This window comes from bacterium, assembly GCA_019637795.1.
Lineage (GTDB): Bacteria > Desulfobacterota > Binatia > HRBIN30 > CADEER01 > JAHBUY01.
This window is the reverse complement of record JAHBUY010000007.1, coordinates 195,449-216,693: the sequence shown is the minus strand read 5'-3', so window position 1 is coordinate 216,693 and position 21,245 is coordinate 195,449. Positions and strand designations below refer to the sequence as shown.

Annotated in this window: 21 protein-coding genes, 3 tRNA genes and 1 pseudogene; 18 read left to right on the top strand and 7 right to left on the bottom strand. The window is 69.9% G+C overall.

Annotation, left to right across the window (positions count from 1 at the left end):
• Positions 1 to 6: 6 nt before the first annotated feature.
• Together KF840_22660 and KF840_22655 are read left to right on the top strand one after the other, a co-directional pair.
• Positions 7 to 1,593: a molybdopterin-dependent oxidoreductase gene (locus KF840_22660; GenBank protein MBX3027707.1), complete on the top strand. Its 1,587-nt coding sequence runs from the start codon at positions 7 to 9 to the stop codon at positions 1,591 to 1,593.
• 5 nt (positions 1,594 to 1,598) lie between these two features.
• Positions 1,599 to 1,889 carry a hypothetical protein gene (locus KF840_22655; protein MBX3027706.1) on the top strand — a complete coding sequence of 97 codons (291 nt, stop codon included), beginning with the start codon at positions 1,599 to 1,601 and terminating at the stop codon, positions 1,887 to 1,889.
• Between the two features lie 7 nt (positions 1,890 to 1,896).
• Here the strand turns inward: KF840_22655 and KF840_22650 are convergent, their stop codons facing one another.
• Positions 1,897 to 2,277 (bottom strand): hypothetical protein, encoded by a 381-nt coding sequence (locus KF840_22650; protein ID MBX3027705.1) that lies wholly within the window; start codon positions 2,275 to 2,277, stop codon positions 1,897 to 1,899.
• 166 nt (positions 2,278 to 2,443) lie between these two features.
• Here KF840_22650 and KF840_22645 point away from each other — a divergent pair, with 166 nt between their 5' ends.
• The 7 genes from KF840_22645 to KF840_22615 all read left to right on the top strand — a co-directional run bounded on the left by KF840_22645 (position 2,444) and on the right by KF840_22615 (position 6,763).
• On the top strand, positions 2,444 to 3,685 hold the full coding sequence (locus KF840_22645; GenBank protein ID MBX3027704.1) for an ISNCY family transposase: 1,242 nt from the start codon (positions 2,444 to 2,446) through the stop codon (positions 3,683 to 3,685).
• Positions 3,686 to 3,853: 168 nt separating this feature from the next.
• On the top strand, positions 3,854 to 4,813 hold the full coding sequence (gene meaB, locus KF840_22640) for a methylmalonyl Co-A mutase-associated GTPase MeaB (protein ID MBX3027703.1): 960 nt from the start codon (positions 3,854 to 3,856) through the stop codon (positions 4,811 to 4,813).
• On the top strand, positions 4,810 to 5,502 hold the full coding sequence (locus KF840_22635; protein MBX3027702.1) for a serine/threonine protein phosphatase: 693 nt from the start codon (positions 4,810 to 4,812) through the stop codon (positions 5,500 to 5,502). Before meaB ends, KF840_22635 begins: the two co-directional genes overlap by 4 nt.
• A gap of 47 nt (positions 5,503 to 5,549) precedes the next feature.
• Positions 5,550 to 5,623 (top strand) — tRNA-Met (locus KF840_22630).
• A 152-nt stretch (positions 5,624 to 5,775) separates the two neighbouring features.
• On the top strand, positions 5,776 to 6,183 hold the full coding sequence (locus tag KF840_22625; GenBank protein MBX3027701.1) for a hypothetical protein: 408 nt from the start codon (positions 5,776 to 5,778) through the stop codon (positions 6,181 to 6,183).
• Between the two features lie 190 nt (positions 6,184 to 6,373).
• Positions 6,374 to 6,607, top strand: a complete 234-nt coding sequence (locus KF840_22620) for a hypothetical protein (protein ID MBX3027700.1) — start codon at positions 6,374 to 6,376, stop codon at positions 6,605 to 6,607.
• A gap of 83 nt (positions 6,608 to 6,690) precedes the next feature.
• A tRNA-Cys gene (locus tag KF840_22615) sits at positions 6,691 to 6,763 on the top strand.
• A gap of 104 nt (positions 6,764 to 6,867) precedes the next feature.
• On the opposite strand, the gene KF840_22610 is transcribed toward KF840_22615, so the two are convergent.
• A tRNA-Asn gene (locus KF840_22610) sits at positions 6,868 to 6,940 on the bottom strand.
• Between the two features lie 8 nt (positions 6,941 to 6,948).
• Between KF840_22610 and KF840_22605 the strand changes: the two are divergent.
• Both KF840_22605 and KF840_22600 read left to right on the top strand, forming a co-directional pair.
• Positions 6,949 to 7,575: pseudogene (locus KF840_22605) on the top strand (hypothetical protein).
• 1,097 nt (positions 7,576 to 8,672) lie between these two features.
• Positions 8,673 to 10,055 carry a hypothetical protein gene (locus KF840_22600; protein MBX3027699.1) on the top strand — a complete coding sequence of 461 codons (1,383 nt, stop codon included), beginning with the start codon at positions 8,673 to 8,675 and terminating at the stop codon, positions 10,053 to 10,055.
• Positions 10,056 to 10,100: 45 nt separating this feature from the next.
• Here the strand turns inward: KF840_22600 and KF840_22595 are convergent, their stop codons facing one another.
• From KF840_22595 to KF840_22580, 4 genes are all read right to left on the bottom strand, one after another.
• Positions 10,101 to 10,700: a dienelactone hydrolase family protein gene (locus KF840_22595; protein MBX3027698.1), complete on the bottom strand. Its 600-nt coding sequence runs from the start codon at positions 10,698 to 10,700 to the stop codon at positions 10,101 to 10,103.
• 66 nt (positions 10,701 to 10,766) lie between these two features.
• Complete coding sequence (locus KF840_22590; protein MBX3027697.1) at positions 10,767 to 12,263, bottom strand: FGGY-family carbohydrate kinase; 1,497 nt, start codon at positions 12,261 to 12,263, stop codon at positions 10,767 to 10,769.
• 7 nt (positions 12,264 to 12,270) lie between these two features.
• A complete protein-coding gene (locus KF840_22585; protein ID MBX3027696.1) occupies positions 12,271 to 13,275 on the bottom strand; it encodes a 3-phosphoglycerate dehydrogenase in 1,005 nt (334 codons plus the stop codon).
• Complete coding sequence (locus KF840_22580; protein MBX3027695.1) at positions 13,272 to 13,925, bottom strand: TetR/AcrR family transcriptional regulator; 654 nt, start codon at positions 13,923 to 13,925, stop codon at positions 13,272 to 13,274. The genes KF840_22585 and KF840_22580 overlap by 4 nt, the downstream gene beginning before the upstream one ends.
• 262 nt (positions 13,926 to 14,187) lie before the next feature.
• Between KF840_22580 and KF840_22575 the strand changes: the two genes are divergently transcribed.
• From KF840_22575 to KF840_22550, 6 genes are all read left to right on the top strand, one after another.
• Positions 14,188 to 14,382, top strand: a complete 195-nt coding sequence (locus tag KF840_22575) for a hypothetical protein (GenBank protein MBX3027694.1) — start codon at positions 14,188 to 14,190, stop codon at positions 14,380 to 14,382.
• A 51-nt stretch (positions 14,383 to 14,433) separates the two neighbouring features.
• Positions 14,434 to 14,880 carry a D-tyrosyl-tRNA(Tyr) deacylase gene (gene dtd, locus KF840_22570; GenBank protein ID MBX3027693.1) on the top strand — a complete coding sequence of 149 codons (447 nt, stop codon included), beginning with the start codon at positions 14,434 to 14,436 and terminating at the stop codon, positions 14,878 to 14,880.
• A 311-nt stretch (positions 14,881 to 15,191) separates the two neighbouring features.
• Entirely contained in the window at positions 15,192 to 15,833 is a 642-nt protein-coding gene (locus KF840_22565; protein MBX3027692.1) for a tRNA (cytidine(34)-2'-O)-methyltransferase, read from the top strand.
• A gap of 11 nt (positions 15,834 to 15,844) precedes the next feature.
• Positions 15,845 to 16,093: a hypothetical protein gene (locus tag KF840_22560; protein ID MBX3027691.1), complete on the top strand. Its 249-nt coding sequence runs from the start codon at positions 15,845 to 15,847 to the stop codon at positions 16,091 to 16,093.
• A 259-nt stretch (positions 16,094 to 16,352) separates the two neighbouring features.
• Positions 16,353 to 17,834: a transglutaminase domain-containing protein gene (locus KF840_22555; protein MBX3027690.1), complete on the top strand. Its 1,482-nt coding sequence runs from the start codon at positions 16,353 to 16,355 to the stop codon at positions 17,832 to 17,834.
• Positions 17,834 to 18,358 carry a dual specificity protein phosphatase family protein gene (locus KF840_22550; GenBank protein ID MBX3027689.1) on the top strand — a complete coding sequence of 175 codons (525 nt, stop codon included), beginning with the start codon at positions 17,834 to 17,836 and terminating at the stop codon, positions 18,356 to 18,358. The genes KF840_22555 and KF840_22550 overlap by 1 nt, the downstream gene beginning before the upstream one ends.
• A 32-nt stretch (positions 18,359 to 18,390) precedes the next feature.
• On the opposite strand, the gene KF840_22545 is transcribed toward KF840_22550, so the two are convergent.
• The gene (locus tag KF840_22545; protein MBX3027688.1) at positions 18,391 to 20,313 is read right to left on the bottom strand and encodes a HAMP domain-containing histidine kinase; all 1,923 of its coding nucleotides are present in this window, start codon (positions 20,311 to 20,313) and stop codon (positions 18,391 to 18,393) included.
• A gap of 383 nt (positions 20,314 to 20,696) precedes the next feature.
• On the opposite strand from KF840_22545, the gene pyrR reads away from it, so the two are divergent.
• Complete coding sequence (pyrR, locus tag KF840_22540; protein ID MBX3027687.1) at positions 20,697 to 21,245, top strand: bifunctional pyr operon transcriptional regulator/uracil phosphoribosyltransferase PyrR; 549 nt, start codon at positions 20,697 to 20,699, stop codon at positions 21,243 to 21,245.

The window sequence follows — 21,245 nt, the reverse complement described above, 5'->3', positions numbered from 1 at the left end:
CCCGCCATGCCCACGCTCGAGATCGACGGCCAGCGCATCACCGTCGAGGACGGTGTCAACCTGATCGAGGCGGCCGAGCGCCTCGGCATCGAGATTCCGCACTATTGCTATCACCCCGGTCTCACGGTCGCCGGCAACTGCCGCATGTGCCTGGTCGAGATCGAGAAGATGCCCAAGCTGCAGATCGCGTGTAACACGCGCGCCACCGAGGGCATGGTGATCCGCACGCAGAGCGATCGGGTGAAGGAAGTGCGCGCCGCGGTCCTCGAATTCCTGCTGATCAACCACCCGATCGACTGTCCGATCTGCGACCAGGCGGGCGAGTGCAAGCTGCAGGACTACTACATGGACTACGACCGGCAGGAGAGCCGGTTCGCGCTCGAGGACAAGGTCCACAAGGAGAAGGCGCTCGATATCGGACCGCTGATCATGCTCGACCAGGAGCGCTGCATTCTCTGCACGCGCTGCGTCCGCTTCCTCGACGAGGTCACGAAGACCAGCGAGCTCGGGGTCTTCGAGCGCGGCAACCACTGCGCCATCGATCTCTTCCCGGGCAGGCGCCTGGACAACCACTACTCGGGCAACGTCGCCGACATCTGCCCCGTCGGCGCCCTCACCAACAAGGACTTCCGCTTCCGGGCCCGCGTCTGGTACCTGGAGCGCACACCGAGCGTGTGCGCCACCTGCGCTACCGGGTGCAACATCGACATCCACCACCGGCGCGGCGAGATGTACCGGTTCCGGCCCCGCCACAACCCCGACGTCAACCAGTACTGGATGTGCGACGAGGGTCGCCTCAGCTACCAGCGTTACCAGGGCGAGGGCCGGCTGCTGCAGCCGGTGAGCCGCGAGGGCGACCGCTGGGCCGTGCGCGGGTGGGATGATGCCCGTGTCGAGGTTGTCGAGCGGATACGCGCCGCAATCGCGGCACACGGTCCGAACGCCGTGGCCGCCGTGATCTCGGCGCAGGCGACGAATGAAGAGGTCTTCCTCGCCGATCGCCTCTTCCGCGGGCACCTGCAGGCACGTGTTGCGGCGCTCTCGTGGTCGCCGGCCGATGCCCTGCACGACGATTTCCTCATCGACGCCGACAAGAATCCGAACAGCGCCGGCCTGCGCCTCCTCGCGTCGGACGCCGGCCTGGACGCGGTCATCGCCGCGGCCCGGTCGGGCGCCATCCGCGTCCTGGCGCTGCTGCGCAGCGACCTCCTCGGGCCCTGCGGCGAGTCGCTGCTCGACGCGCTCGCAGACTCGGTCGAGTTCGTCGTCGCGCTCGATACGCACTTCTCCCGCACTGCCGAGATCGCCGACGTGCTGCTGCCAATCGGCAGCTTCGCCGAGACCGACGGTACCTTCATCAACCGAAGCCGCCGGGTGCAGCGGGTCCGCGAAGCGATTCCACCGCCCGGCCAGGCGCGCCCGGGCTGGCAGGTGTTGAGCGAGCTGCGGCGGGACCTCGGCGGACCGGCGGTGCCGGCCGACGCCAGCGCGGTCTTCACCGAGCTCGCGGCATCGCACGCGTCGTTCAGGCACCTCTCCTATGCGCGCCTCGGCGACGCCGGTCTGGCGCTCGAGGGCGCCCCGTCGCGGTGAGCCGCATGGCCGAAGCGCCCGAGCCGCACCGCGAACCCTTCTACGTGGGGACGATACGCCGATTGTTCCCCAGTGCAGGCCTGGGCATGGTGCGATCGGATTCGGGCCGCGAGATCCCGTTCGCCGCGGCGCATGTGATCATCAGCGGCACGGTCCGCCGCTTCGAGGAACTGCGCGAAGGCATGCGGGTTGGATTCGACGTCGGCTGGACGTCGCGCGGCCTGCGCGTCACCGTCCTCAACGTACGCTCCGACCAGGTCCAGCCGCGACGCGACCCGGGCGAATCCGCCGCGTAGCGAGAGGTCAGATCCAGCCGCTGGTGCCGTCGGCGCGCGCGGGCCCGCGGTGACGCCAGTGCTGGATGAGGCCGATACCGGCGAGGAGCAGCCCGAGCATCGCGATGAAGCGGCCACCGCTGTCGAGGACGGTGTAGAGGTCTCGCTTGGCTTCGGCGTCACCATAGTCGCCGGTGCCGCGGTGCAGCCCCTCGAGCACGCCGCTGTTGGTGCGCGCCGTGAGGCGGGCGAAATCCGCGAACGAGGAGCGGGTATCGATCGGATCCGGAGCGCTCGCCCGGCGGGTGTACTCGGCGACTTTCGGCTGGCTGACGCTCCAGTTGCCGACCCCGAGAACGATGAGCACGAGCCCGACCGGCAGCATCGGATAGCGCCAGAACCACTGCATGGTCGGCGGCTAGCAAGCGACGGCGGTTGGCGCAACGCAGCAGAAACCCGTGTAGGCAGCACTCAAGATGTCCGGGGGTATAAGCACTCAAGAATGTCCGCCTTAACCGGCTACCGGCTCGGGGATGGTGTCCCTGGAGCGAGCGGTGGCGAGAGAGGTGAAGGCGATGACCAGACGCGAAGTGATCCTGCGAGCGATCGCGCGGGAGCTCACGTGGGTGCAAGCAGCCGATATCTGCGGCATGAGCGCGCGCCAGATGCGGCGGCTCAAGCGCGAGGTGGAGCGCCGGGGATTCGATGCGGTGCTCGACCAGCGCGGGCGCACGCCGCGGCGGCAGCGCATTGCAGTGGCCACGCTGGAGGAGATCTGTCGGCTCAAGCGCGAGGAATACCCGGACTACAGCGTCCAGCACTTCTGGGAGCAGCTGAGCGCGAGGCACGGCGTGGCGGTGTCGTACACGTGGACGAAGCTGACGTTGCAGGCCGCCGGGTTGGCCCCGACAGGGGGGGCGCGGGGGAGGTATCGGCGGCGCCGTGAGCGGCGGGCGCTGCGCGGGCAGATGGTGCACTTGGATGCGTCGCGGCACGACTGGCTGCCCGGGCTGCCGCCGCAGGATCTGGTGGTGGCGCTCGACGATGCCGACAGCCGGATGCTCTACGCCGCGTTCGTGCCCGAAGAGGGGACCGCATCCACCTTCGCGGCCGTGGCGCACATCCTGCGCACCTATGGCCGCTTCGCCGAGCTCTACACCGACCGCGGCAGCCACTTCTGCCATACGCCCACGGCCGGGGGCGGCGCCACCACGGAGCATCAGGGCGAGGTGAGCCGGGCCCTGAAGGTGCTCGGCATTCGGCAGATTCTCGCCTACTCCCCGCAAGCGCGCGGCCGCAGTGAGCGCGCCTTCGGGACGGTGCAGGGCCGCTTGCCGGCCGAGCTCCGCCACGCCGGCATCACCAGCTATGCGGCGGCCAATCGCTATCTGGCCGAGGTGTTCGTCCCCGACTTCAACGCCCGCTTCACCGTCGCCCCGGCGCAGACCGGCAGTGCCTTCATTCCGGTGGTCGGAGTCGATCTCGAGTTGCTGCTGTCCGTACAGCATGCGCGCACGGTGCAAAACGACAGCACCGTGTCGTTCCGGCGCCTCGCCCTCCAACTCCCGCGCACCGGCGACCGAGCGCACTACGTCCGCTGCCCGGTGCTGGTGCACGAGTTTCCCGATGGGCGCTTCGGGGTGAGTTACCAAGGCCGGCTCCTCGCGCGCTACGAACCCGACGGCACCGCGCTCGCCACCCCGCCGCCGCGCGCCGCCACCCCCCGCCGCGGTGCCCGGCTCGGTTCCGGCCCGCACCGCCCACCCCGGCGCACCCCCACCGCCCCAGGCCGCCCCGCGTCCCTTCCGCGGGCCTGAATGGCATCCACGAACAGCGGACATTCTTCAAAGCTAATGACCCGGACTTTTCAAAGTGTCAGCGACACGCAGCAGAAACCCGCAGCGGGAACGGCGGCGTTGTGCGTCGCCAATGGGCAGGGTAGGACACGCCTGATGACCGAGCGGACGGCCGCGCTTCTCGAGCGCATGCTCGCCGGCGACCGAGTCGGCTTGGCGAAGCTGCTGACCCTGGTCGAGAACCGCGACCCGGAAGCGGCCGAGATCATGGCCCGCCTGCACGGCCGGGGCGAGCAGGCGCGGGTGCTCGGCATCACCGGACCGCCGGGAGCTGGCAAGTCGACGCTGGTCGACCGCCTGATCGGTGCGTTCCGGCAGGCGGGACAGCGCGTGGGCGTGGTCGCCGTCGACCCATCGAGTCCGTTCTCCGGCGGCGCCGTGCTCGGCGATCGGATCCGCATGCAGGGCCACTTCCTCGACGCCGGCGTGTTCATCCGCAGCCTCAGCGCGCGCGGCAATGTCGGCGGCCTGGCGCGGGCGGCGCGCGAGGTGACCCGGCTGATGGCCGCGTTCGGTCAGGATGCCATCATCGTCGAGACCGTGGGCGTCGGGCAGAACGAATTCGACGTCATGCGCCTCGCGGAGACGGTGATCGTGGTGCTGGTGCCCGAGGCCGGCGACACCGTACAGGCGATGAAGGCAGGACTGTTGGAGATCGCCGACATCTTCGTCGTCAACAAGGCCGATCGCGAGGGCGCGGCGCGCATGAAGTCGGAGCTGGAACTGACGCTGACCCTGCGGCCACCGTCCGGCTGGAACGTGCCGGTGCTGTTGACCGTCGCCGTCGAGGGCAAGGGCATCCCCGAGCTCGTGACGCAGGTGGCGGCGCACCGCGCCTATCTGGACGCCAGCGGCGAGGGAGCCCGAAGGATGGCGGCCGGCCGCCGCAGTGAGCTCATGCACACCCTGCGCGACGAGCTCGATCGTCGCGCCAGCCGCGCCCTCGCCGGCGCCACCTGCGCCACGGTCGTCCGTGCAGTCGAGCAGGGCGCACTGGACCCCTACGCCGCCATGCGGCAGATCCTTGCCGATCCGGCATTCGCCGACGCTCTGCTCGCGGAACCAGACAGGGCGGGCAAGGCGTCATGAGCGTCGGGAGACGCTTCGTCGTCGGCGACGTACACGGCTGTCGCGACGAGCTCGAGCGCCTCCTCGACCACCTGGCTCCCGGCGCCGGAGACGCGATCTGCTTCCTCGGCGACTACGTGGATCGCGGCCCCGACCCGCGCGGCGTCGTCGACCGCCTGCTCCGCCTGCGCCGCGAGGGGCCGGAGTGCATCTTTCTCAAGGGCAATCACGAGGACATGTTCCTCGCCTTCATGGGAGAGCCCGGCCGTCACGGCGACGCCTTTTTGTGGAATGGGGGCGACGCGACGCTCGCCAGCTACGGCTGCCACGGACTGTCGGGCGCGGCCGTCGCGCGACACCTGCCGGCCGAGCACCGTGCCTTTTTGGCCGGACTCCGGACGCACGCGTACTTCGACAATTTCCTCTGCGTCCACGCTGGCGTCCGCCCGAACCGGCCGCTCGCCTCGCAGTCGGAGGAGGATCTCCTCTGGATCCGCGAGGATTTCATCGCCCAGGCGCATCCGTTCCCCTACACGGTGCTCTTCGGGCACACGCCCCACCGCGACGTGTTCGTCGACCTGCCGTACAAGGTCGGCCTCGACACCGGACTCGTCTATGGCAACCGCCTCAGTTGCCTCGAAATCGACGCGCGCACCGTCTGGCAGATCGGTCGCGGCCAGCGCCACGTCGTCGCCGACGCGCTGGAGTGAATGGGTCGTCTTGACCGGGCGGCACCCGTCCACTAACCAACCTCGCGGGCGGCGTAGCTCAGGTGGCTAGAGCACGGGTCTCATAATCCCGGTGTCGAGTGTTCGAGTCACTCCGCCGCCATCTCCTCCTTCCTCGCCGCATCGGCGCCACGCCGTGGCATCAGATCAGAGAGCGCATCGAATAAGCTGGAGTTCCGCGGCGTCAAAGCGAGCGTGAACAGACTTGCCAAACACGACCTGCCCAAGCGGCGGGTCGCCGCGCGCCTCCGACGCATGGGACTCTCCGTGCGTCCATTCCCGAGCGCCGCCGGGTACGACCTCCTGGTCAACGGGACCACCCGCGTCACCTTGCGGGTCGCGTTTCCCGGCATGCGCCGCCACTGCGTCACCGTCGCGGGCCGCCGGTACCAATACCGGTATCAAACGTGGCACTTCAATTTTCATCACCACGGCCAGCTACGGGATCGCTACACGGACTTCTTCGTATGCTTCGGTGCCCGTCTGGAGGACGCCGGCAGAGACGAGGTCTTCGTCATCCCCTGGGAGGCCGTCAGCGGCAAGACCTTCTCGCTGCACGGCGGCCGCCGCCAGTACAAGGGACGCTATGCCCCGTACCGGGATGGCTGGGCGGCGATCGCAGCGCACGCGGCGCAACAGGGCGCGCTGCGTCACGTCGCCTGACACCGCCGCGGCGCTGCGCGCGTCCACGGCGGGGAGATCCTCCCCAATGCTCGCAGGCGTTGTCAATGCCGCTTGCGGCGCGTGCGACTAGCAGCGTGTCAGCAGCCTTGCTTTGCCGCAGCACCGCCGATAGACAGCAGATTGTCTAGCTCGGCAACTGGCTGCCGAGCGGCTCAGCGAGGGGAGACTGATGAAGCGTGACCTGAAGCTCGAGGATCTCAAGGAACGCAGCGAGCTCGTTCCGATGAAGCTGCTGTCCGTACGGGTGCCCGTCGATCTGATCCAGCGCATCGACGACGTTGTCGATCTGCTCAACGCCGGCAAGGGCGAGGTGGTGGTCGCGCTGCTCAACGAAGGGCTCGAGCGGTATGACGACGCCAAGACCAAAGGATCGGTTCGCAAGCGCGCCAAAGGCAAGCGGTGATCGAACCGAGGGCGCGAATCGCGTCCGCGACGGCCGCGCCGCGGTTGCGGCGCTGGAGCGCCCGTGTTAGCTGCCTCCGGTACGGCGGCGTACCCAAGTGGTTAAGGGAGAGGTCTGCAAAACCTCCATGCAGCGGTTCGAATCCGCTCGCCGCCTCTCCTTCCTCCCCTCTCGCGCCGCGCGGCGTGATGCGCGCTGAGGGAGCCATCTCAGTAGCGTCGAGGGGGCGGGTTGCCGTAGCAACCCGCCCCCTCCGCAGGCTCCCCGGGCCGGACTCGAACCAGCGACCAATCGGTTAACAGCCGATCGCTCTACCGACTGAGCTACCGGGGATCAGGTGTATGGGGATTGCTGGCTCCGAGCCGCCAGCAATCGCAGTCGGGTACCACACGCCGAATGCGCGAGCAAGTCGAGGCAGACGGCTCCACCCACATCCGAACGCCCATGGCCGGGGCCGGGGCGCGGACGGTCCGCGAATTCGATGTCGATCCGCTTCGCTGGAGCGCCGCAGCGTGAAACCCTTGACACAAAATTTTCAAACGTATTTCAATGAACGTAATCCGGTCGATTACGGCAACTACCTCGGGCGCAAAACGAAGGGAGCGTTCATGAAGCGATTCATGTGGATGGCGGTCGGGTGTGCCGCGCTGTTCTGGAGCAGCGCGGGTACGGCTCAGACCTGCCCAGGAGATTGTAACGGCGACAACTCGGTCGCCATCAACGAGTTGATCACCTGCGTCAACATCGCGCTCGGCAGCTCGCAGGTCTCCGCCTGCCCGTCCTGCGATGTGAATGGCAACGGGGAGGTGGCGATCAACGAGTTGATCGCGTCGGTCAACAAGGCTCTCGAAGGGTGCGGTGGCACGTCGGGCGCGATCTGCGGCAACGGCACCAAGGAAGAGGGCGAGGAGTGCGACGACGGCAACATCTTCGGCGGTGATGGCTGCGCAGCCAACTGCACCACCGAGGACGCGCGCGTCGGTGTGTTCGATCCCGAGAAGACCGTGGCGACCGTGCAGACCGAAGCGCTTCCGATCACCCTGAACCTCACCGGCCAGCAGACCTTCCGCACCGGGCACGCGCGCGCCACGGCCACCACCCAGGTGGGCGGCGGCGTCATCCCGGCGGGCGAGATCCCGGCGGTGATCAAGGCCTCGGAGCTGAAGTTCGATCCAGTCAAGGTGACCGGTCTCGTCTGCGCCTGCGTGCGCGGCATCCCGGTCGACGCCTTCGGCCCCGGCATTTCAGCCAGCGGATCGGTCGGCTGCGGCGACCAGGGCCTGACGGACATCAGCTATCGGATGGTCCAGGACCACAACACCGCGCCGGGCAGCAAGGGCAACTTCCGCATGGGAACGCCCGATGATCCGGAGTGCGACGACACGGCCCCGTTGCCCGCGGGCGGAACGTCAGAGGCGTGCCGCGAGGGCGTCGGCGAGCGGTGCTCGACCAACAACAGCACGCACGTCCCCCCTGGAGTGGTTCCGGCCGCCTGCAATGGCCCGCGGATCCTCACCTTCAGCGGCGGCACTGCCCCCAAGGGCTCGGCGTACATCGTCAACAGCACGGCGATCGGCCTGCTGTCGGATGCCGGCGCCTGTGCCACCAACAAGCCGATGCGCAACGGCAAGTGCGTCTACGAGGACTACGGGCCGGACTGCCTGCCCTGCACCGACGACGACCTGCAGAAGGGCAACACCGAGACCAACCCGACCACGAGCGGAAGCGCCGAAGCGGCGCTGTTCGACGCCAACAACGGCAACGCAGTGATCGACAAGGACCAGAGCTGCTTCGGCGCGCCGTGCGCGACGTCGGTGACGGGCTCGGCCTTCGACTGCAGCAAGCTGACGCCGTGCCCCGAGTCCGGCTGCCCTCCCGGAACTCTGTCGGGCGGCTCGCTCGGCGTCTGCTTCACGTCGATCGACGCGGCGCAGATCGGCGACAACGTGACCTGCACGGTGTTCTCGAACCAGTAAGACGAGACCGCCTCAGGTGATCGCAACATGAGCGGAAGGGGTGATGCGACAACGCATCACCCCTTCTTTCTTGGCTCTGGAGGATCCCGATGCGTCATCCCCGACTCGCCGCCCTGACGGCGGCGCTTCTCATGATGGGCGGAGTCAGCGGCGCGGGTGCCGAGGAGCGCTGCGCCGGCGACTGCGATGGCGGCGGCGACGTCGCCATCAACGAGCTCGTGCTCTGCGTCAACATCGCCCTCGGCAGCGCGACGGTGCCCTCCTGCGCGCCCTGCGACGTCAACGGCGACGGCTCCGTCGCCATCAACGAGCTGATCGCGGCGGTGAACGCCGCGCTCGCCGGCTGCAGCCCGATCGGCGGCAACGAGGTGTGCGGCGACGGCCAGATGAACGTCGCTGGCGAGACGTGCGATGACGGCAACAACCAGGGCGGCGACGGCTGCGCCGCCAACTGCACGCTGGAAACCCGCCGCGTGACCGAGCTGGATCCCGCCCGCGCCAAGGCAACAGCGCAGGTCCGAACCCTGGCCATCCCACTGCAACTGAGCGGCACCCAGGTGTTGACCGTCGGCGCCTATCGCGACGTGCCGGTGATCGGCAAGGACGGCGCCCAGATCTTCAAGGCCGGTGAGATTCCGGTGGTCATCAAGGGCGCCGACGTGCAGTTCAATCCAGTGCCCGTGTTCGGCATCGCCTGCGCCTGCGTGCGCGGCGTGCCGGTCGACGATTTCGGCCCCGGCATCTCCGGCGTTGGCGTGATCGGCTGCGGCAGCGAGGGACTCACCGACATCAACTTCAAGGTCGAACAGGATCACAACACCACGCCCGGAAGCCCTGGCAACGGCGGTTCCGCCTCGGGGCTTCCCGACGATCCGGAATGCGACGACACCAGCACCGCCGGCCGCTACATCCACTCTTCGGCCTGCCGCGAGGGTAGTGGTGCCCTGTGCTCGACCGAGAACAACACGCACTTCCCGCCGGCGGTGACTCCCGCCGCGTGCAACAGCCCGCGCATCGTGACCTTCTCCGGCGGTCAGGCGGCGCGCGGCGCCGTGCTCCTCGTCAACAGCTCCTCGATCGGCCTGCTGCAGGACGGCGCCGCGTGCACGACGAGCAAGCCGATGCGCAACGGCAAGTGTCTCTACGCGGACTACGGACCCGACTGCCTGCCGTGCACCGACGACGATCTGGAGAAGGGCACGGCGAACATCGCGCCGACCACCTCGGGTTCGGCGGAAGTGGCGATCTACGACGTCAACAACACCGCCGGCGACGCGATCAAGGACGGCGCGACCTGCGGCGGCACCACCCAGTGCGTCACCAAGGTGAGCGGCTCCGGCGTCGATTGCGACGCGATCATCACCAACCCCAACGCGCCGCTGCGCAGCGCGCTCGCCACCGCCTTCCCAACCCTGGATGGCGCCATGGTCGGCGACACCCTGGTCACCACGTTGCTCGCGGCCAAGCAGTGACCGCGAGCCGGGGAGCGACCGCCGGCGCGGCGGTCGCTCCCCGGCTCAGGGCAACACGATCCGCGGCAACAACTGTTCGCCGAGGAAGGCCGCCAGCTCCCGCAGGCTGTCGGCCGTGATCTCGTGACCCATCTCGTACTCGCGGTAGCGCACGTCGGCGCCGGCGGCCCTCAGCGCCTCGACCGACTCCCGGCCGCGCGATACGTCGATCAGCTCGTCGCGCGTGCCGTGCTGGACGAGCACGGGCAGGCCCTCCAGCGACGCCGCCCCGCCGAGGCCGGGCGCGAACCAGGTGGACAGCGCCGCCACCGCGGCCAGTGCCCGACCGTGCCGGAGCGCCAGCGCGTACGCCATCACACCCCCCTGACTGAAGCCGAGCAGCGCCAGCCGGTCGCCGGCAATCGGATACCGCCGCTGCGCGGCGCCGATGAAGCCGTCGAGCGCGTCGACGGAGCGCGCGAATGTTCCGGGGTCGGGTGGCGCCCCCATGGTGATGGGGAACCACCCATAGCCGTTCATCCCGGGAGCGATCGGCACCTCGAGCGGGCCTTGGGGGCAGAGCACGAGGATCTGCCCGTCGCCGAGATGGGGTGCCAGGCCGAGCAGGTCGAGGGCATTGGCGCCCCAGCCGTGCAGCGCGATCAACGTCGGATGCGGACCGGGGCCCGCGGGTTCGTAGGCGGCGTGAATCAACTCCATGGCAGCGGCCTCTCAGATCGAGTGGGTTTCGAGGTTGTCGTAGAGCTCGCGCCATTTGCGGAAGCCAGACTCGAGCGCCTCACGCCGCTCCGCGTCGGGTGCGATCACCTCGTGACGGCACATGGCGCGTCCGGCGCTCGCCGGATCGGCATGCGCCCCGGCGCCAACCGCGACCAGCATCGCGCATCCCAGTCCCGTGCTCTGCGGCTCCAGCGCCCGTCGCACCGGCACCCCACAACTGTCGGCGACGAGGCGCACGAGCAACGGGCTGCGGGACATCCCCCCACCGACGATGATCTCCGCCGCCGGTCGCCCAGTCACGGCGGCGATCTGCGCTGCATTCGCGCGCACCGCGAAGGCGATGCTCGACAGGAAGGCGCGCAACAGCTCGCCGGCGCTCGGCCGCAACTGCAGCGTGGGGAACGGAAACAGGATGCCACCCGGCATGTCGGGGCGAATGCGCGTGAGGTCGAACACCCGCGGGCCGATGAAGGCATACGCGGCGCCGTCGGCCGCCGCCGCCGCCAGCGCCTCGGCGCGCGCGAAGCGATCACCATCGCCGCCGACCAGCAGATCGAGCAACCAGAGATAGGCATCACCGGTGCTGCCGCCGTTGGACTCGATGACCCAGCGCTCGGGTACGACGTGACACCCGGCCCAGAGATTGGCCGTCGGATCGAGGAGGGGTGCGCCGACGACCGCTTGTACCGGCGTCGTCGTGCCGAGGATGGCCGCCGTGTCGCCAACCTCCACCGCGCCGGCCCCCAACAGCGCACACTGCGTGTCGGCGCCGCCGGCGAACACCGGCGTGCCCTCACGCAGGCCCGTCGCCGCCGCAGCCGCCGCGCTCACGGTGCCGATCGCCGCGCCGCAGGGGACGATCGCCGGCAGGATGCCAGGCGGAATCGCGAAGCGCTCCAGGATCTCCTCCGACCACTGCCGGGCGCGGAAATCGAACAGCATCGACTCGCTGGCGTTCGACGGTTCCGCCGCCAGCGCGCCGCAGAGCCGGAAGCTCATCCAGTCGTTGATCATCAGGATGCGCGCCACCGGCTCGCCGCCCTGCTTGCGGTACCAGAGATAGCGCGCCAGGGGGAAGATGAACGGCGCCGAGTGGCCGGTGATCGCGTAGAGGCGCTCCGCTCCGAGGCTACCGAGGATCTCCAGACCCTCCATGAATCCCCGGCTGTCCAGATTCGGGCCGGCGTAGATCTCGCGCCCATCGGCGGCGAGGAACACGCACCCCTCGCGCTGACTGGTGGTCACGGCGCCGATCACCTCCGCCGGATCGACGCCCGACTGCGCCAGCGCCATCCGCATGCAGCGCGCCAGGGCACCCCAGAAGGCATCCGGGTCGAACGCGTATTCCTTCACCAGCGGCACATCGCGATGGGCGCGCACGCTGTAGCTCCACGCCTCGCTGTGGTAGCCGCGCAGCCTGCCGGTGAGATCGAATACGGTGCACTTCGCCCCGCCAGTGCCGGCGTCGAAGACGGCGATCGCCGCCATTGGCCGCTCAGCGCCCGAGAACCGCGGGATTGACGATGTGGCGGGGCGGTTCGCCGCCCAGCCAGGCCTCGATACCGTCGACGATCATCTCGGTCTGATGTCGCACGACGTCACGCGTCGCGCCGCCGAGGTGCGGCGCGACCAGCACGTTCGGCAGCCGCACGTAGCGGTTCTCCGGCCGCACCGGCTCGTCGGCGAAGACGTCCAAGGCCGCACCCGCGAGATCGCCGTCGCGCAGCGCCGCGTAGAGCGCCTCGTCGTCGACGATCGCCGCCCGCGCCAGATTCAGCACGTACGCCCCCCGTTTCATGCCGCGAATCCGCTCGGCGCTGATCAGGCCGTAGTTCTCGGGCGTGTCGGGACAGTGCAGGGTCAGGATGTCGACGCTGCGGACGAGGTCATCGAGGGCGGCCGGCTCGGCCCCGGCGTCGCGCACCGCCTCGGGGGCGACGAATGGGTCGAAGACGAGGACCCGGCTGCCGAAGGCGCGCAGCCGCCGCACGACGCGGCGTCCGATGGCGCCGAATCCGACCACGCCGACCGTTACCCCGCCGAGCTCGAAGCCGCCGTAGGTGTTGTAGATGTCGAGATAATCGCGTGTCGCGGAGAAGGTCATCTGTCCCGACTTGAGCAACGCGTTCACGGTGTAGATGTGGCGTGCCAGGGCGAGCATGAAGCCCAGCGTCAGGTCGGCGACCGCATCGGCGTTGCGACCCGGCGCGAAGAGCACTGGAATCCCCAGCGCCGTGGCGCGCTCGACGCCGATGTTGATCGGGTCCCCACGGCAGCAGCCGATCAGGCGGAGCGGAACGGCGGTCAGCACCTCGTCGTGCACGAGGTCGGCCTCGACGATCAGGATGTCCGCCCCGACGGCGCGGATGCGGCGCGCGAATTCCTCGCCGTCGAAGTAGATCGAATGCCGGGCGCGCCAATCCTCGTGCACGACGTCCATGTGACGGCGGAGGCGCTCCACCCCTTCGGGCGTGAACGACGCGGTGATCAGGGCTTTCACGCTCGCTTCCTCTTCTCGGCGCGGATGAGCACATGCACCAGGTCGATGATGTGCGGCCGGAGACGCGCTCGCATGTCCGGGCTGCGGACACTGCCGCCGAGCAGCGCCGCGAACTGCTGGCTGTCCAACATGAACAGCAGCAGCACGGAATGGACGGTCAACATCATGATCGGCGCGTCCTCGGCGCTCACCACCTTGCTCAGGTCGTACGTCCAGGTCGCGAAACCTCGCCACGCGGGCAACAGGATCTCGCGCTCGATGTCGCTCGTGTCGGTGCCCGTCTCGAGCAGACGGCGCACCATCAGGCGGGGGATGGTCGGATTGTCGGCGAAGAAGTCGTAGAGACGCCCCATGACGTCGTCCACCACCTCACGGCTCGCCGGCCGTTCCATCGAGGCGTCGGGGATCGAGGAGCGCACCAGCTCGAGGATGCGGTCGTAGACGTGCGCGAAGACCGCGAAGTAGAGCGTCTCCTTCGACTCCCAGTGGTAGTGGAGACTGGAGATGTTCACGCCTGCGGCGGCCGCGATCTCGCGCGTCGACGCGCCGTCGAAACCGCGCGCCGCGAACACCGCCTCCGCGGCACGGAGGATGCGCGCCTTGGTCGACTCCGGCGCCTCGCGCACCTTCTTCAACGCAGCACGCGGCACGTGTCCCCCCCTCGCCGTGGCGCTTCAATCATCTGACCGAGCCCGCTTATGAGATGCGGCTCCGCAGTGTCAAGCGAGCCGGCGACGCGGAGAGGCGCGGCCGCAGGCCGCGCCCGCCGACTGCAGCGCGTGGAAAATTGACAACTTCCGAGCACGCGGTTAGAGACGCCCGCATCGCCGCGGAGCGGCAATGTGAACCAGTCGGCTGACGCGGCCGGCGGCGGCGAAGCGCCGATCCGCGGCGCCCCGCGAGGAGGAGAAGATGCATCAGTGGATTCTGAATCCGCGCCGTGACGAGGACGAGGAATGGACCGAGGACGAGGAGTCCGACGAGGAGGAGGACGGCGACGAGGACGAGTGGGAAGACGAGGAGTGGGACGAGGAGGGCGAGGAAGACGAGGAATTGGACGAAGACGAAGACGACGACGAAGAGGACGACGACGAAGAGGAGTGGTGAGCGCCGTGCCCGTATGGCCGGCGGGGCGCGCCGCGCGCGCTGACTGACGCGATGCGCGCCGTACTCCAGCGCGTCAGCGCCGGGTCGGTTCTCGTCGACGGCGAGACCGTCGGTCGCATCGACCGCGGACTGGTAGCGCTCGTCGGGGTGAGCACGCACGACACCACCGCCGACGCCGACTGGATCGCCGACCGCATGGTCGGGCTGCGCATCTTCGAGAACGCCGCCGGGAAGCTCGATGCGTCGGTGCTCGACGTCGGCGGGAGCGTCCTGCTGGTCTCGCAGTTCACCCTCCACGCCGACACCCGCAGGGGGCGCCGGCCATCATTTACCTCCGCTGCCACCGGGCCGCAGGCCGAGCCCCTCTACGCGCGCGTCGTGGCGGCGGTCGCCGCCCGCGGCGTCGCCGTCGCCACCGGTCGGTTCGGCGCCCACATGCGGGTCGCTCTGATCAACGACGGTCCGGTGACCATCCTGCTCGATTCGCGCGAGACCTGACATGCCGCGCGCCGGCTTCTACGCCATCCACAACGCCAGCATCCGCTTCGGCCGCGACGGCCGCTGGTACGCCGATGGCCAGCCGATCGAGAATCAGCGCATCGCCCGCCTGTTCTCGCAGAGCGTGCGGCGCGCGGCCGACGGCGGCTACGAGTTGCGCGTCGCCGAGGAGCGGGCGGCGATCGCGGTCGACGACACGCCGTACGTCGTCATCAGCGCCACCATCGGCGACGACGGCACGGCGTGGATCGACCTCAACGACGGCAGCCGCGAGGCGCTCGACCCGCGCACGTTGGCGGTCGGCGCCGACGATGTCCTGTACTGCCGGGTCAAGGACGGACGCGAGGCGGCGCGCTTTCTCCGCCCGGCGTACTACCAGCTCGCCGACCGCATCGCCGTCGACGACGGCGGCTTCGTCTTCCGCACGGCGGCGGGGCGCTTCCCCATTGGCCGCCGCTGAGCCCGCCGCCGGGCTGCGCGTGGTGCTCGTGCAGCCCGAGATCCCGCCCAACACCGGCAGCATCGCCCGTCTGTGCGCGGCGACGGCGATCCCGCTCCATCTCGTCCGTCCACTCGGGTTCTCGCTCGAGGATCGCTACCTGAAGCGGGCCGGCCTCGACTACTGGCCGTTCGTCGACCTGCACGTCCACGACTCCTGGCAGCACTTTCTCGACGCCGAGCAGCCGCGAACCCTCGTCTGCTTCTCGGCCCGCGCCACCCGGAGCTATCTCGATGCGCCGTTGACCGACCCCGTCGTGCATCTCGTCTTCGGGGGCGAAACCCGCGGTCTGGACGCGGCGTTGCGCGCCCTCCACGCCGAGCGGCTGTACGCCATTCCCATCCTCACCCCGCACGTGCGCAGCCTGAACCTGTCCAACGCCGTGTCCATCGCGGTCTATGAGGGGCTCCGCCAGCGCATGACGGCGCTTCCCCGGATGGGACGGTCGGGCTAGGATCCCGACCAATGGACGAGCTGCAGTTCGACGATCTCGACTTTCCGCTCGGCTGGTGCGAGCCCTGCCAGCGCGAGGTCCTCACCGCGGTGGGCGGCAACGGCGAGACGCGGGAGTGCGTGCACTGCGGCACGACGATCAGCGGCCGCATCCGCCCGACGCGCGGCCTCGACCTGGCCGACAGCGGTTACGCCCTCTACGAGGAAGCGGGCTGCGGTCGGCCCGACTGCGGCGGCGGCCGCTGCGGCTCGCGCTCGTAGCCCCGGGGCCAGCCCCGATCCGTGCGCGCGGAGACGGGGAATCCAGGGGCAGGGGGGGCGTTCGACGGTAGGGCCGAGGCGCACGGTCGCTGGCGTTGGCGAAACGAGAACGAGCCGTGGAGGTCCGGCGCCACTCCGTCTCGTCGCGTCCTCGCGTTGATCGCGTCCTGTCGGATCACGACCCGCCCGCGGCCGTTCAGGCGCCGGTGCGCCAGATCGCCCGTGGCGAGCCGCAGCGCCATCTGGCACCATCTCCGCCATGACGTCCCTGGTCCGCGCGACGCGCTACGCCATCGTCGGCGTCTGGGCCGCCCTCCTGATCGCCCTCGCGGCGTCCAGTCTGCCGCATCGCGCGGACCAGGGTATGAACCCCGTGTCCGCGGCGGTCGGCTCGCTGGCCGGCGACGCGGCGGAAGACGAGTGGACCGGCATCTACATGAAGGGGAGCAAGATCGGGTTCGCGCACTATCGCGCCGTCCCCGAGTCCGGCGGCCTGCGCATCGAGGAGACCTCCGTGCTGCGCCTGACCGTGCTCGATCGCGAGCAGACGGTGCAGGCCACGATCAGCGGCAGCGCGGCGGACGACCTGTCGCTGCGGCGCTTCGACGTCGCACTGACCAGCGACCTCGGGACCTTCGCCGCCCGCGGCCGCGTCGATAACCACGGTCTGGTGCTGGACGTGACCACCGGCGGGCAGACCTCGAGCCAGCGCCTGCCGCTGGACCAACCCCTGTATCTGGCGGCCGCGGCACGCGTCCGGCTGACCCAGGGCGGGCTGCGCGCAGGGCGCACGCTGACGGTGCAGGTCTTCGACGCGGCCGCCATGCAGCAGCAGCCGATGACGATGCGGATCGTTGGCCGTGAGACGCTGACGGAGGACGGCGTCGCGGTGCCGACCTGGAAGGTGCGCGAGTCGTTCCGCGGCATGGAATCCGACGTCTGGCTCGACGACCACGGGCGTACCGTGCGCGAACGCGGCCCCATGGGTCTCGAGGCGCGACGCGAGTCACCCGCCGACGCCGTCGCCAAGGGCTGGGGCGAGACGCCGCTCGACCTCATGGGCGCCGTGGCAGTGCCCGTCGCCGCCATCAGCGATCCACGCGGCCGCGATCGTCTGCGCCTGCGCCTGACCGGCACCGCCGGCGTCGCCATCCCGAGCGACGGACGCCAACACGGCAATGCCGGGGAATGGGTCATCCAGCGCGAAGCCCTGCCCGCCGCGACCTACCGTCTGCCGTACGCCGGCGAGCAGTGGCGCGGCGACCTGCAGCCGACCATGTTCCTGCAGAGCGATCAGCCGCAGGTTCGCGCCGCCGCCGCCGCCGCGGTCGATGGAGAGACGGACCCCCGCAGCGCCGCCGAGCGGCTGCGCCGCTGGGTCCACGACTCGCTCGAACAGCGCCCGGCGGCCACCCTGCCCAATGCGCTGCAGGTGCTGCAGACGCGAGCCGGCGACTGCAACGAGCACGCGGTGCTCTACGCGGCGCTGGCGCGCGCCGTCGGTCTGCCGGCGCGGGTCGTCGCCGGACTCGTTTACCAGAACGACGCGTTCCTCTATCACGCCTGGAACGAGGTGTGGCTGGGCGAGGGCTGGGTGAGCGTCGACGCCATCTTCGACCAGATGCCGGCCGACGTGACGCACCTGAAGCTGATCGAAGGCGGCCCCGAGACCCACGCGGCGCTGGTACCGCTGATCGGCAAGCTCTCGATCCGCGTCCTGCCCGACGGGGACGCAGGCTGATGACCGATCACACCGACCTGCCGCCCCTGCATCTCCAACTCGCCGGCCCGGCGGCGCGACCCGCCGGACACCCGGGGCACGCCTTCGTGCTCCCCGCCCTGGCGGTTGGCGAGTATCCGACGCCGGAGGACGCAACCTGGCTGCGCCACACCTGCGGCGTCAGCGCGGTGATCTCACTGCAGGACGACCTCGACCTGGAGCGCAAGGGCGTCCCGCTGAGCGCCCTGCACCGTGCCTACGAGCGCGTCGCGATCGCCTTCTCCCGTTACCCGATCGCCGATGGCGATGCCGCCGCGCTGTGCCGCATGCTCGATCGGATCCTGGCCGATCTGCACGGCCGTCTGGGCAAGGGCGAGCGCGTCTACCTGCATTGCAATGCCGGCCTGAACCGGGCGCCAACCGTCGCCGTCGCCTACCTGCATCGCCACCACGGACTGAGCCTCGATGACGCCTGCGCCGCCGTGAAATCACGCCGCGCCTGCGTCCCCTACATGCGCGCCCTGCGCACCCACTACGCCGCCTGAAACGGCGCTGCGCGCCGGCCGGACGCGCGGGATCAGGCGCGAGCCAGCGGGCCGTCGATCGGGATGTGGATGCGGAAGGTGGCGCCGCGCCCGGGGGCACTGCCGACCTCGATCTCGGCCCCGAGCACGGTCGCCAGGCGTTTGACGATGTAGAGGCCGAGGCCGACGCCGCCCGGGGCGCTCTCGCCGTCCGGCGCCTGCCGGAACATGTCGAAGATCTCCGACAGGTGCTCGGCCTTGATGCCGACGCCGGAGTCCTGCACCACGAACGTCACCTTGCGCCGGTCGGGGTGGGCCGACACCGACACCGTCACCATGCCGTGGTGCGTGAACTTGAGCGCGTTGTGCACCAGGTTGCGCAGCAGGATGCCGAGCTTGGCCGGATCGGTGCGCAGGGGCGACAGCCCGGGCTCGACCCGCCAGTTGAGCTCGACCGAGGGCTTGCGCCATGCTGGCGGGATCTGCACCTGGAGCTGCTCGATGAGCTGGCCGACCGTGACGTCGCGCAGGTCGACGGTCATCAGCCCCCGTTCGAGGCGGCTCATGTCGAGCGTCGCCTGGATGAGCTCCAGCAACTGCAACGCCTGATGGCGCACCGTGTTCAGCGTCTCGATGTGATCCGCGGGCAGATCGCCGAAGGCGCCCTCGAGTTGCAGGTCGGTGTAGCCGATGATCACGTTCAGCGGCGTGCGCAGCTCGTGCGACATCGTCGCCATGAACTCTTCCTTGAGCTGGTTGGCGGACTGCAGATCGGCGATCAGGTTGGCGTAGTCGAGCGCGGCCGCGGCGTGGACGCCGATGCCGGCGAGAATGCGGCAGTCGCGCGAGGTGAAGGGCGGCTGGCGATCGCCGCGCGCCGCGAAGAGGAGACCGCGCAGATGCTCGCCGCGCTGCAGTCGCACGCCGACCAGGCTGGTCGCCTTCCAGCGCTGCAGGAGCCCGCGCAGCATCGCTTCGCGGACGCTGTTCGGCGCCAACTGGACAACGACGCCGGAGTCGCCCTGGCCGAGGGTCGGCACGGTGTCCGGCCGCACCTCGACCTGACGCAGGTCGGTGGCGCCGAGGGCGTGAGGTCCGTGAATCGCGCCGACCCGGAAGGTCTCGCTGGCGTCGTCCCAGAGCAGCAGCACCGTGCCGACGGCGCGGAGCTGGTTGGCGGAGCCGCGCACGATCTGGTCGGCGATCGATCCCGGATCGAGAGCGGTGGTGATGCCGTTGGCGACCTCGAGGACCGAGGTCGCCACCTCCGTGGTCTCCTTGATGGCGCAGTTCTCCGCTTCCAGCCGGACGCTCGACTCTCGCCAGCGCAGCGCCTCCGCTTCGGTGCGCTCCTCCGCCTGGCGGATGCGCCGCGCCGTCACGGTCATCAGCGTGGCGGCGCCGGCGGCGGCGCCGATCTGGAAGAGCAGGGCGGGGGCGGCGAGGGCGCCCCAGCCAGCATCGGCGTGCGCCAGCAGGGCGCCGCCGGCGAGGGCCAGCGCCGCCAACGGCGGCATCATCGGCCGCCGCGGGACCACCAGCGCGGCGGCCATCACCGCCGCGGCCGCCACCAGGGGCGCCACCGGTTCGGGCAGCGGCCGCAGACTGGCGGCGTAGGCGACACCGGCGAGCGGCAGCGCCGCCAGCTCCGGGGTGAGCGCCCGGATCGCCAACGGCTTCAGCGCCGGGGCGATGATCACCGCCGCGGCCACGAGCAGCGCCGCGGCGGCGAGCAGAACGGGGAGGCCGCCGCTGAGGTTGAACGAGAGCTGCACCTGCGACGCCAGGGCCACCAGGGCCAGCGCGATGAGGGCCAGGGGAAGCGGCCCGAGCGCCAGGCGCGACGGGGCGGGGGCCGGGGACGCAGGAGCGGGCGGCGACACGGCTTCGAGCGGCGCCGGCGGGGCCGGCTCGTGGGCGGTGGCCGGCGCCGCGGCGCGCGCGCTGAGCCGGGTGATCCGTCCGCGGTTGGCCATGCCCACGCGCGTGCCCGGTGCGAGGAGTGTGCCATGAAGCGGAACAGTCGGGGACGCGCGTCGGACGCGGCGGCGGCGCTCGCCGGCGAGCGGGGTCGCATGCGGAGGCTCACCTTCGACGCGCGCCCGAGCGTCAATTCGGCTCGCCGGCCGCCGCATTGTTGACGCCGTGTCCCGCGCCATGCGCGGTGACATTCCATGTCAGGCGCGAGACGAGGCGCGGCGCAATATTGACTCGGCGCACCTGCCCGGCTAGCAAGAGGCAGCCTTTAACTTGGTCCGGTGAGGCCAGAAAGGGTTCCAATGTCTCCTCGTCATACGTTCGACAACAGCGAAAGCGCGGCCTGAAGCCCCCTCGGTGGCGAGGGGGCTTTTTTTTCACCATGGCCGCGACGGAGCGGATGGTGCTCGACGCGCAGGGAGTGGAGCGTGCGCTCGCCCGCGTGACGCACGAGATTCTCGAGCGCAACAAGGGCGTCGAGGACCTGGTGTTCATCGGCGTCCGCTCGCTCGGGGTGGAGATCGCCGAGCGTCTCGCCGCCAAGGCGGCGGCGATCGAAGGGGTCGAGGTGCCGCGCGGCGTCATCGACATCACGCTCTACCGCGACGATCTCAGCCGCGCCGCCCAGCAGCCGGCGGTGAAGGGCACCGACATCCCCTTCGACATCGACGACCGCCAGGTGGTGCTGGTCGACGACGTCCTCTACACCGGTCGCACGGTGCGCGCCGCCCTCGACGCGTTGATGGACCTGGGGCGGCCGCGCTGCGTGCAACTGGCGGTCCTCATCGACCGCGGCCACCGCGAGCTGCCCATCCGCGCCGACTACGTCGGCAAGAATCTGCCCACGGCAACCAACGAATCGGTCGAGGTACGGCTCAGGGAACGCGATGGGCGCGACGAGGTCGTGCTCGTCCGCAGCCAGGAGGGTTGA

Bases quoted from the DNA above. Each gene is read 5' to 3' on its own strand.
- KF840_22620 (MBX3027700.1), top strand. From the start codon at position 6,374: ATGAAGCGTGACCTGAAGCTCGAGGATCTCAAGGAACGCAGCGAGCTC.
- KF840_22635 (MBX3027702.1), top strand. From the start codon at position 4,810: ATGAGCGTCGGGAGACGCTTCGTCGTCGGCGACGTACACGGCTGTCGC.
- KF840_22645 (MBX3027704.1), top strand. From the start codon at position 2,444: ATGACCAGACGCGAAGTGATCCTGCGAGCGATCGCGCGGGAGCTCACG.
- dtd (MBX3027693.1), top strand. From the start codon at position 14,434: ATGCGCGCCGTACTCCAGCGCGTCAGCGCCGGGTCGGTTCTCGTCGAC.
- KF840_22565 (MBX3027692.1), top strand. From the start codon at position 15,192: ATGTCCTGTACTGCCGGGTCAAGGACGGACGCGAGGCGGCGCGCTTTC.
- KF840_22660 (MBX3027707.1), top strand. From the start codon at position 7: ATGCCCACGCTCGAGATCGACGGCCAGCGCATCACCGTCGAGGACGGT.
- meaB (MBX3027703.1), top strand. From the start codon at position 3,854: ATGCTCGCCGGCGACCGAGTCGGCTTGGCGAAGCTGCTGACCCTGGTC.
- KF840_22555 (MBX3027690.1), top strand. From the start codon at position 16,353: ATGACGTCCCTGGTCCGCGCGACGCGCTACGCCATCGTCGGCGTCTGG.
- KF840_22625 (MBX3027701.1), top strand. From the start codon at position 5,776: ATGGGACTCTCCGTGCGTCCATTCCCGAGCGCCGCCGGGTACGACCTC.
- KF840_22655 (MBX3027706.1), top strand. From the start codon at position 1,599: ATGGCCGAAGCGCCCGAGCCGCACCGCGAACCCTTCTACGTGGGGACG.
- KF840_22545 (MBX3027688.1), bottom strand. From the start codon at position 20,313: ATGGCCAACCGCGGACGGATCACCCGGCTCAGCGCGCGCGCCGCGGCG.
- KF840_22560 (MBX3027691.1), top strand. From the start codon at position 15,845: ATGGACGAGCTGCAGTTCGACGATCTCGACTTTCCGCTCGGCTGGTGC.
- KF840_22650 (MBX3027705.1), bottom strand. From the start codon at position 2,277: ATGCAGTGGTTCTGGCGCTATCCGATGCTGCCGGTCGGGCTCGTGCTC.
- KF840_22600 (MBX3027699.1), top strand. From the start codon at position 8,673: ATGCGTCATCCCCGACTCGCCGCCCTGACGGCGGCGCTTCTCATGATG.
- KF840_22550 (MBX3027689.1), top strand. From the start codon at position 17,834: ATGACCGATCACACCGACCTGCCGCCCCTGCATCTCCAACTCGCCGGC.
- KF840_22575 (MBX3027694.1), top strand. From the start codon at position 14,188: ATGCATCAGTGGATTCTGAATCCGCGCCGTGACGAGGACGAGGAATGG.
- KF840_22590 (MBX3027697.1), bottom strand. From the start codon at position 12,263: ATGGCGGCGATCGCCGTCTTCGACGCCGGCACTGGCGGGGCGAAGTGC.
- pyrR (MBX3027687.1), top strand. From the start codon at position 20,697: ATGGCCGCGACGGAGCGGATGGTGCTCGACGCGCAGGGAGTGGAGCGT.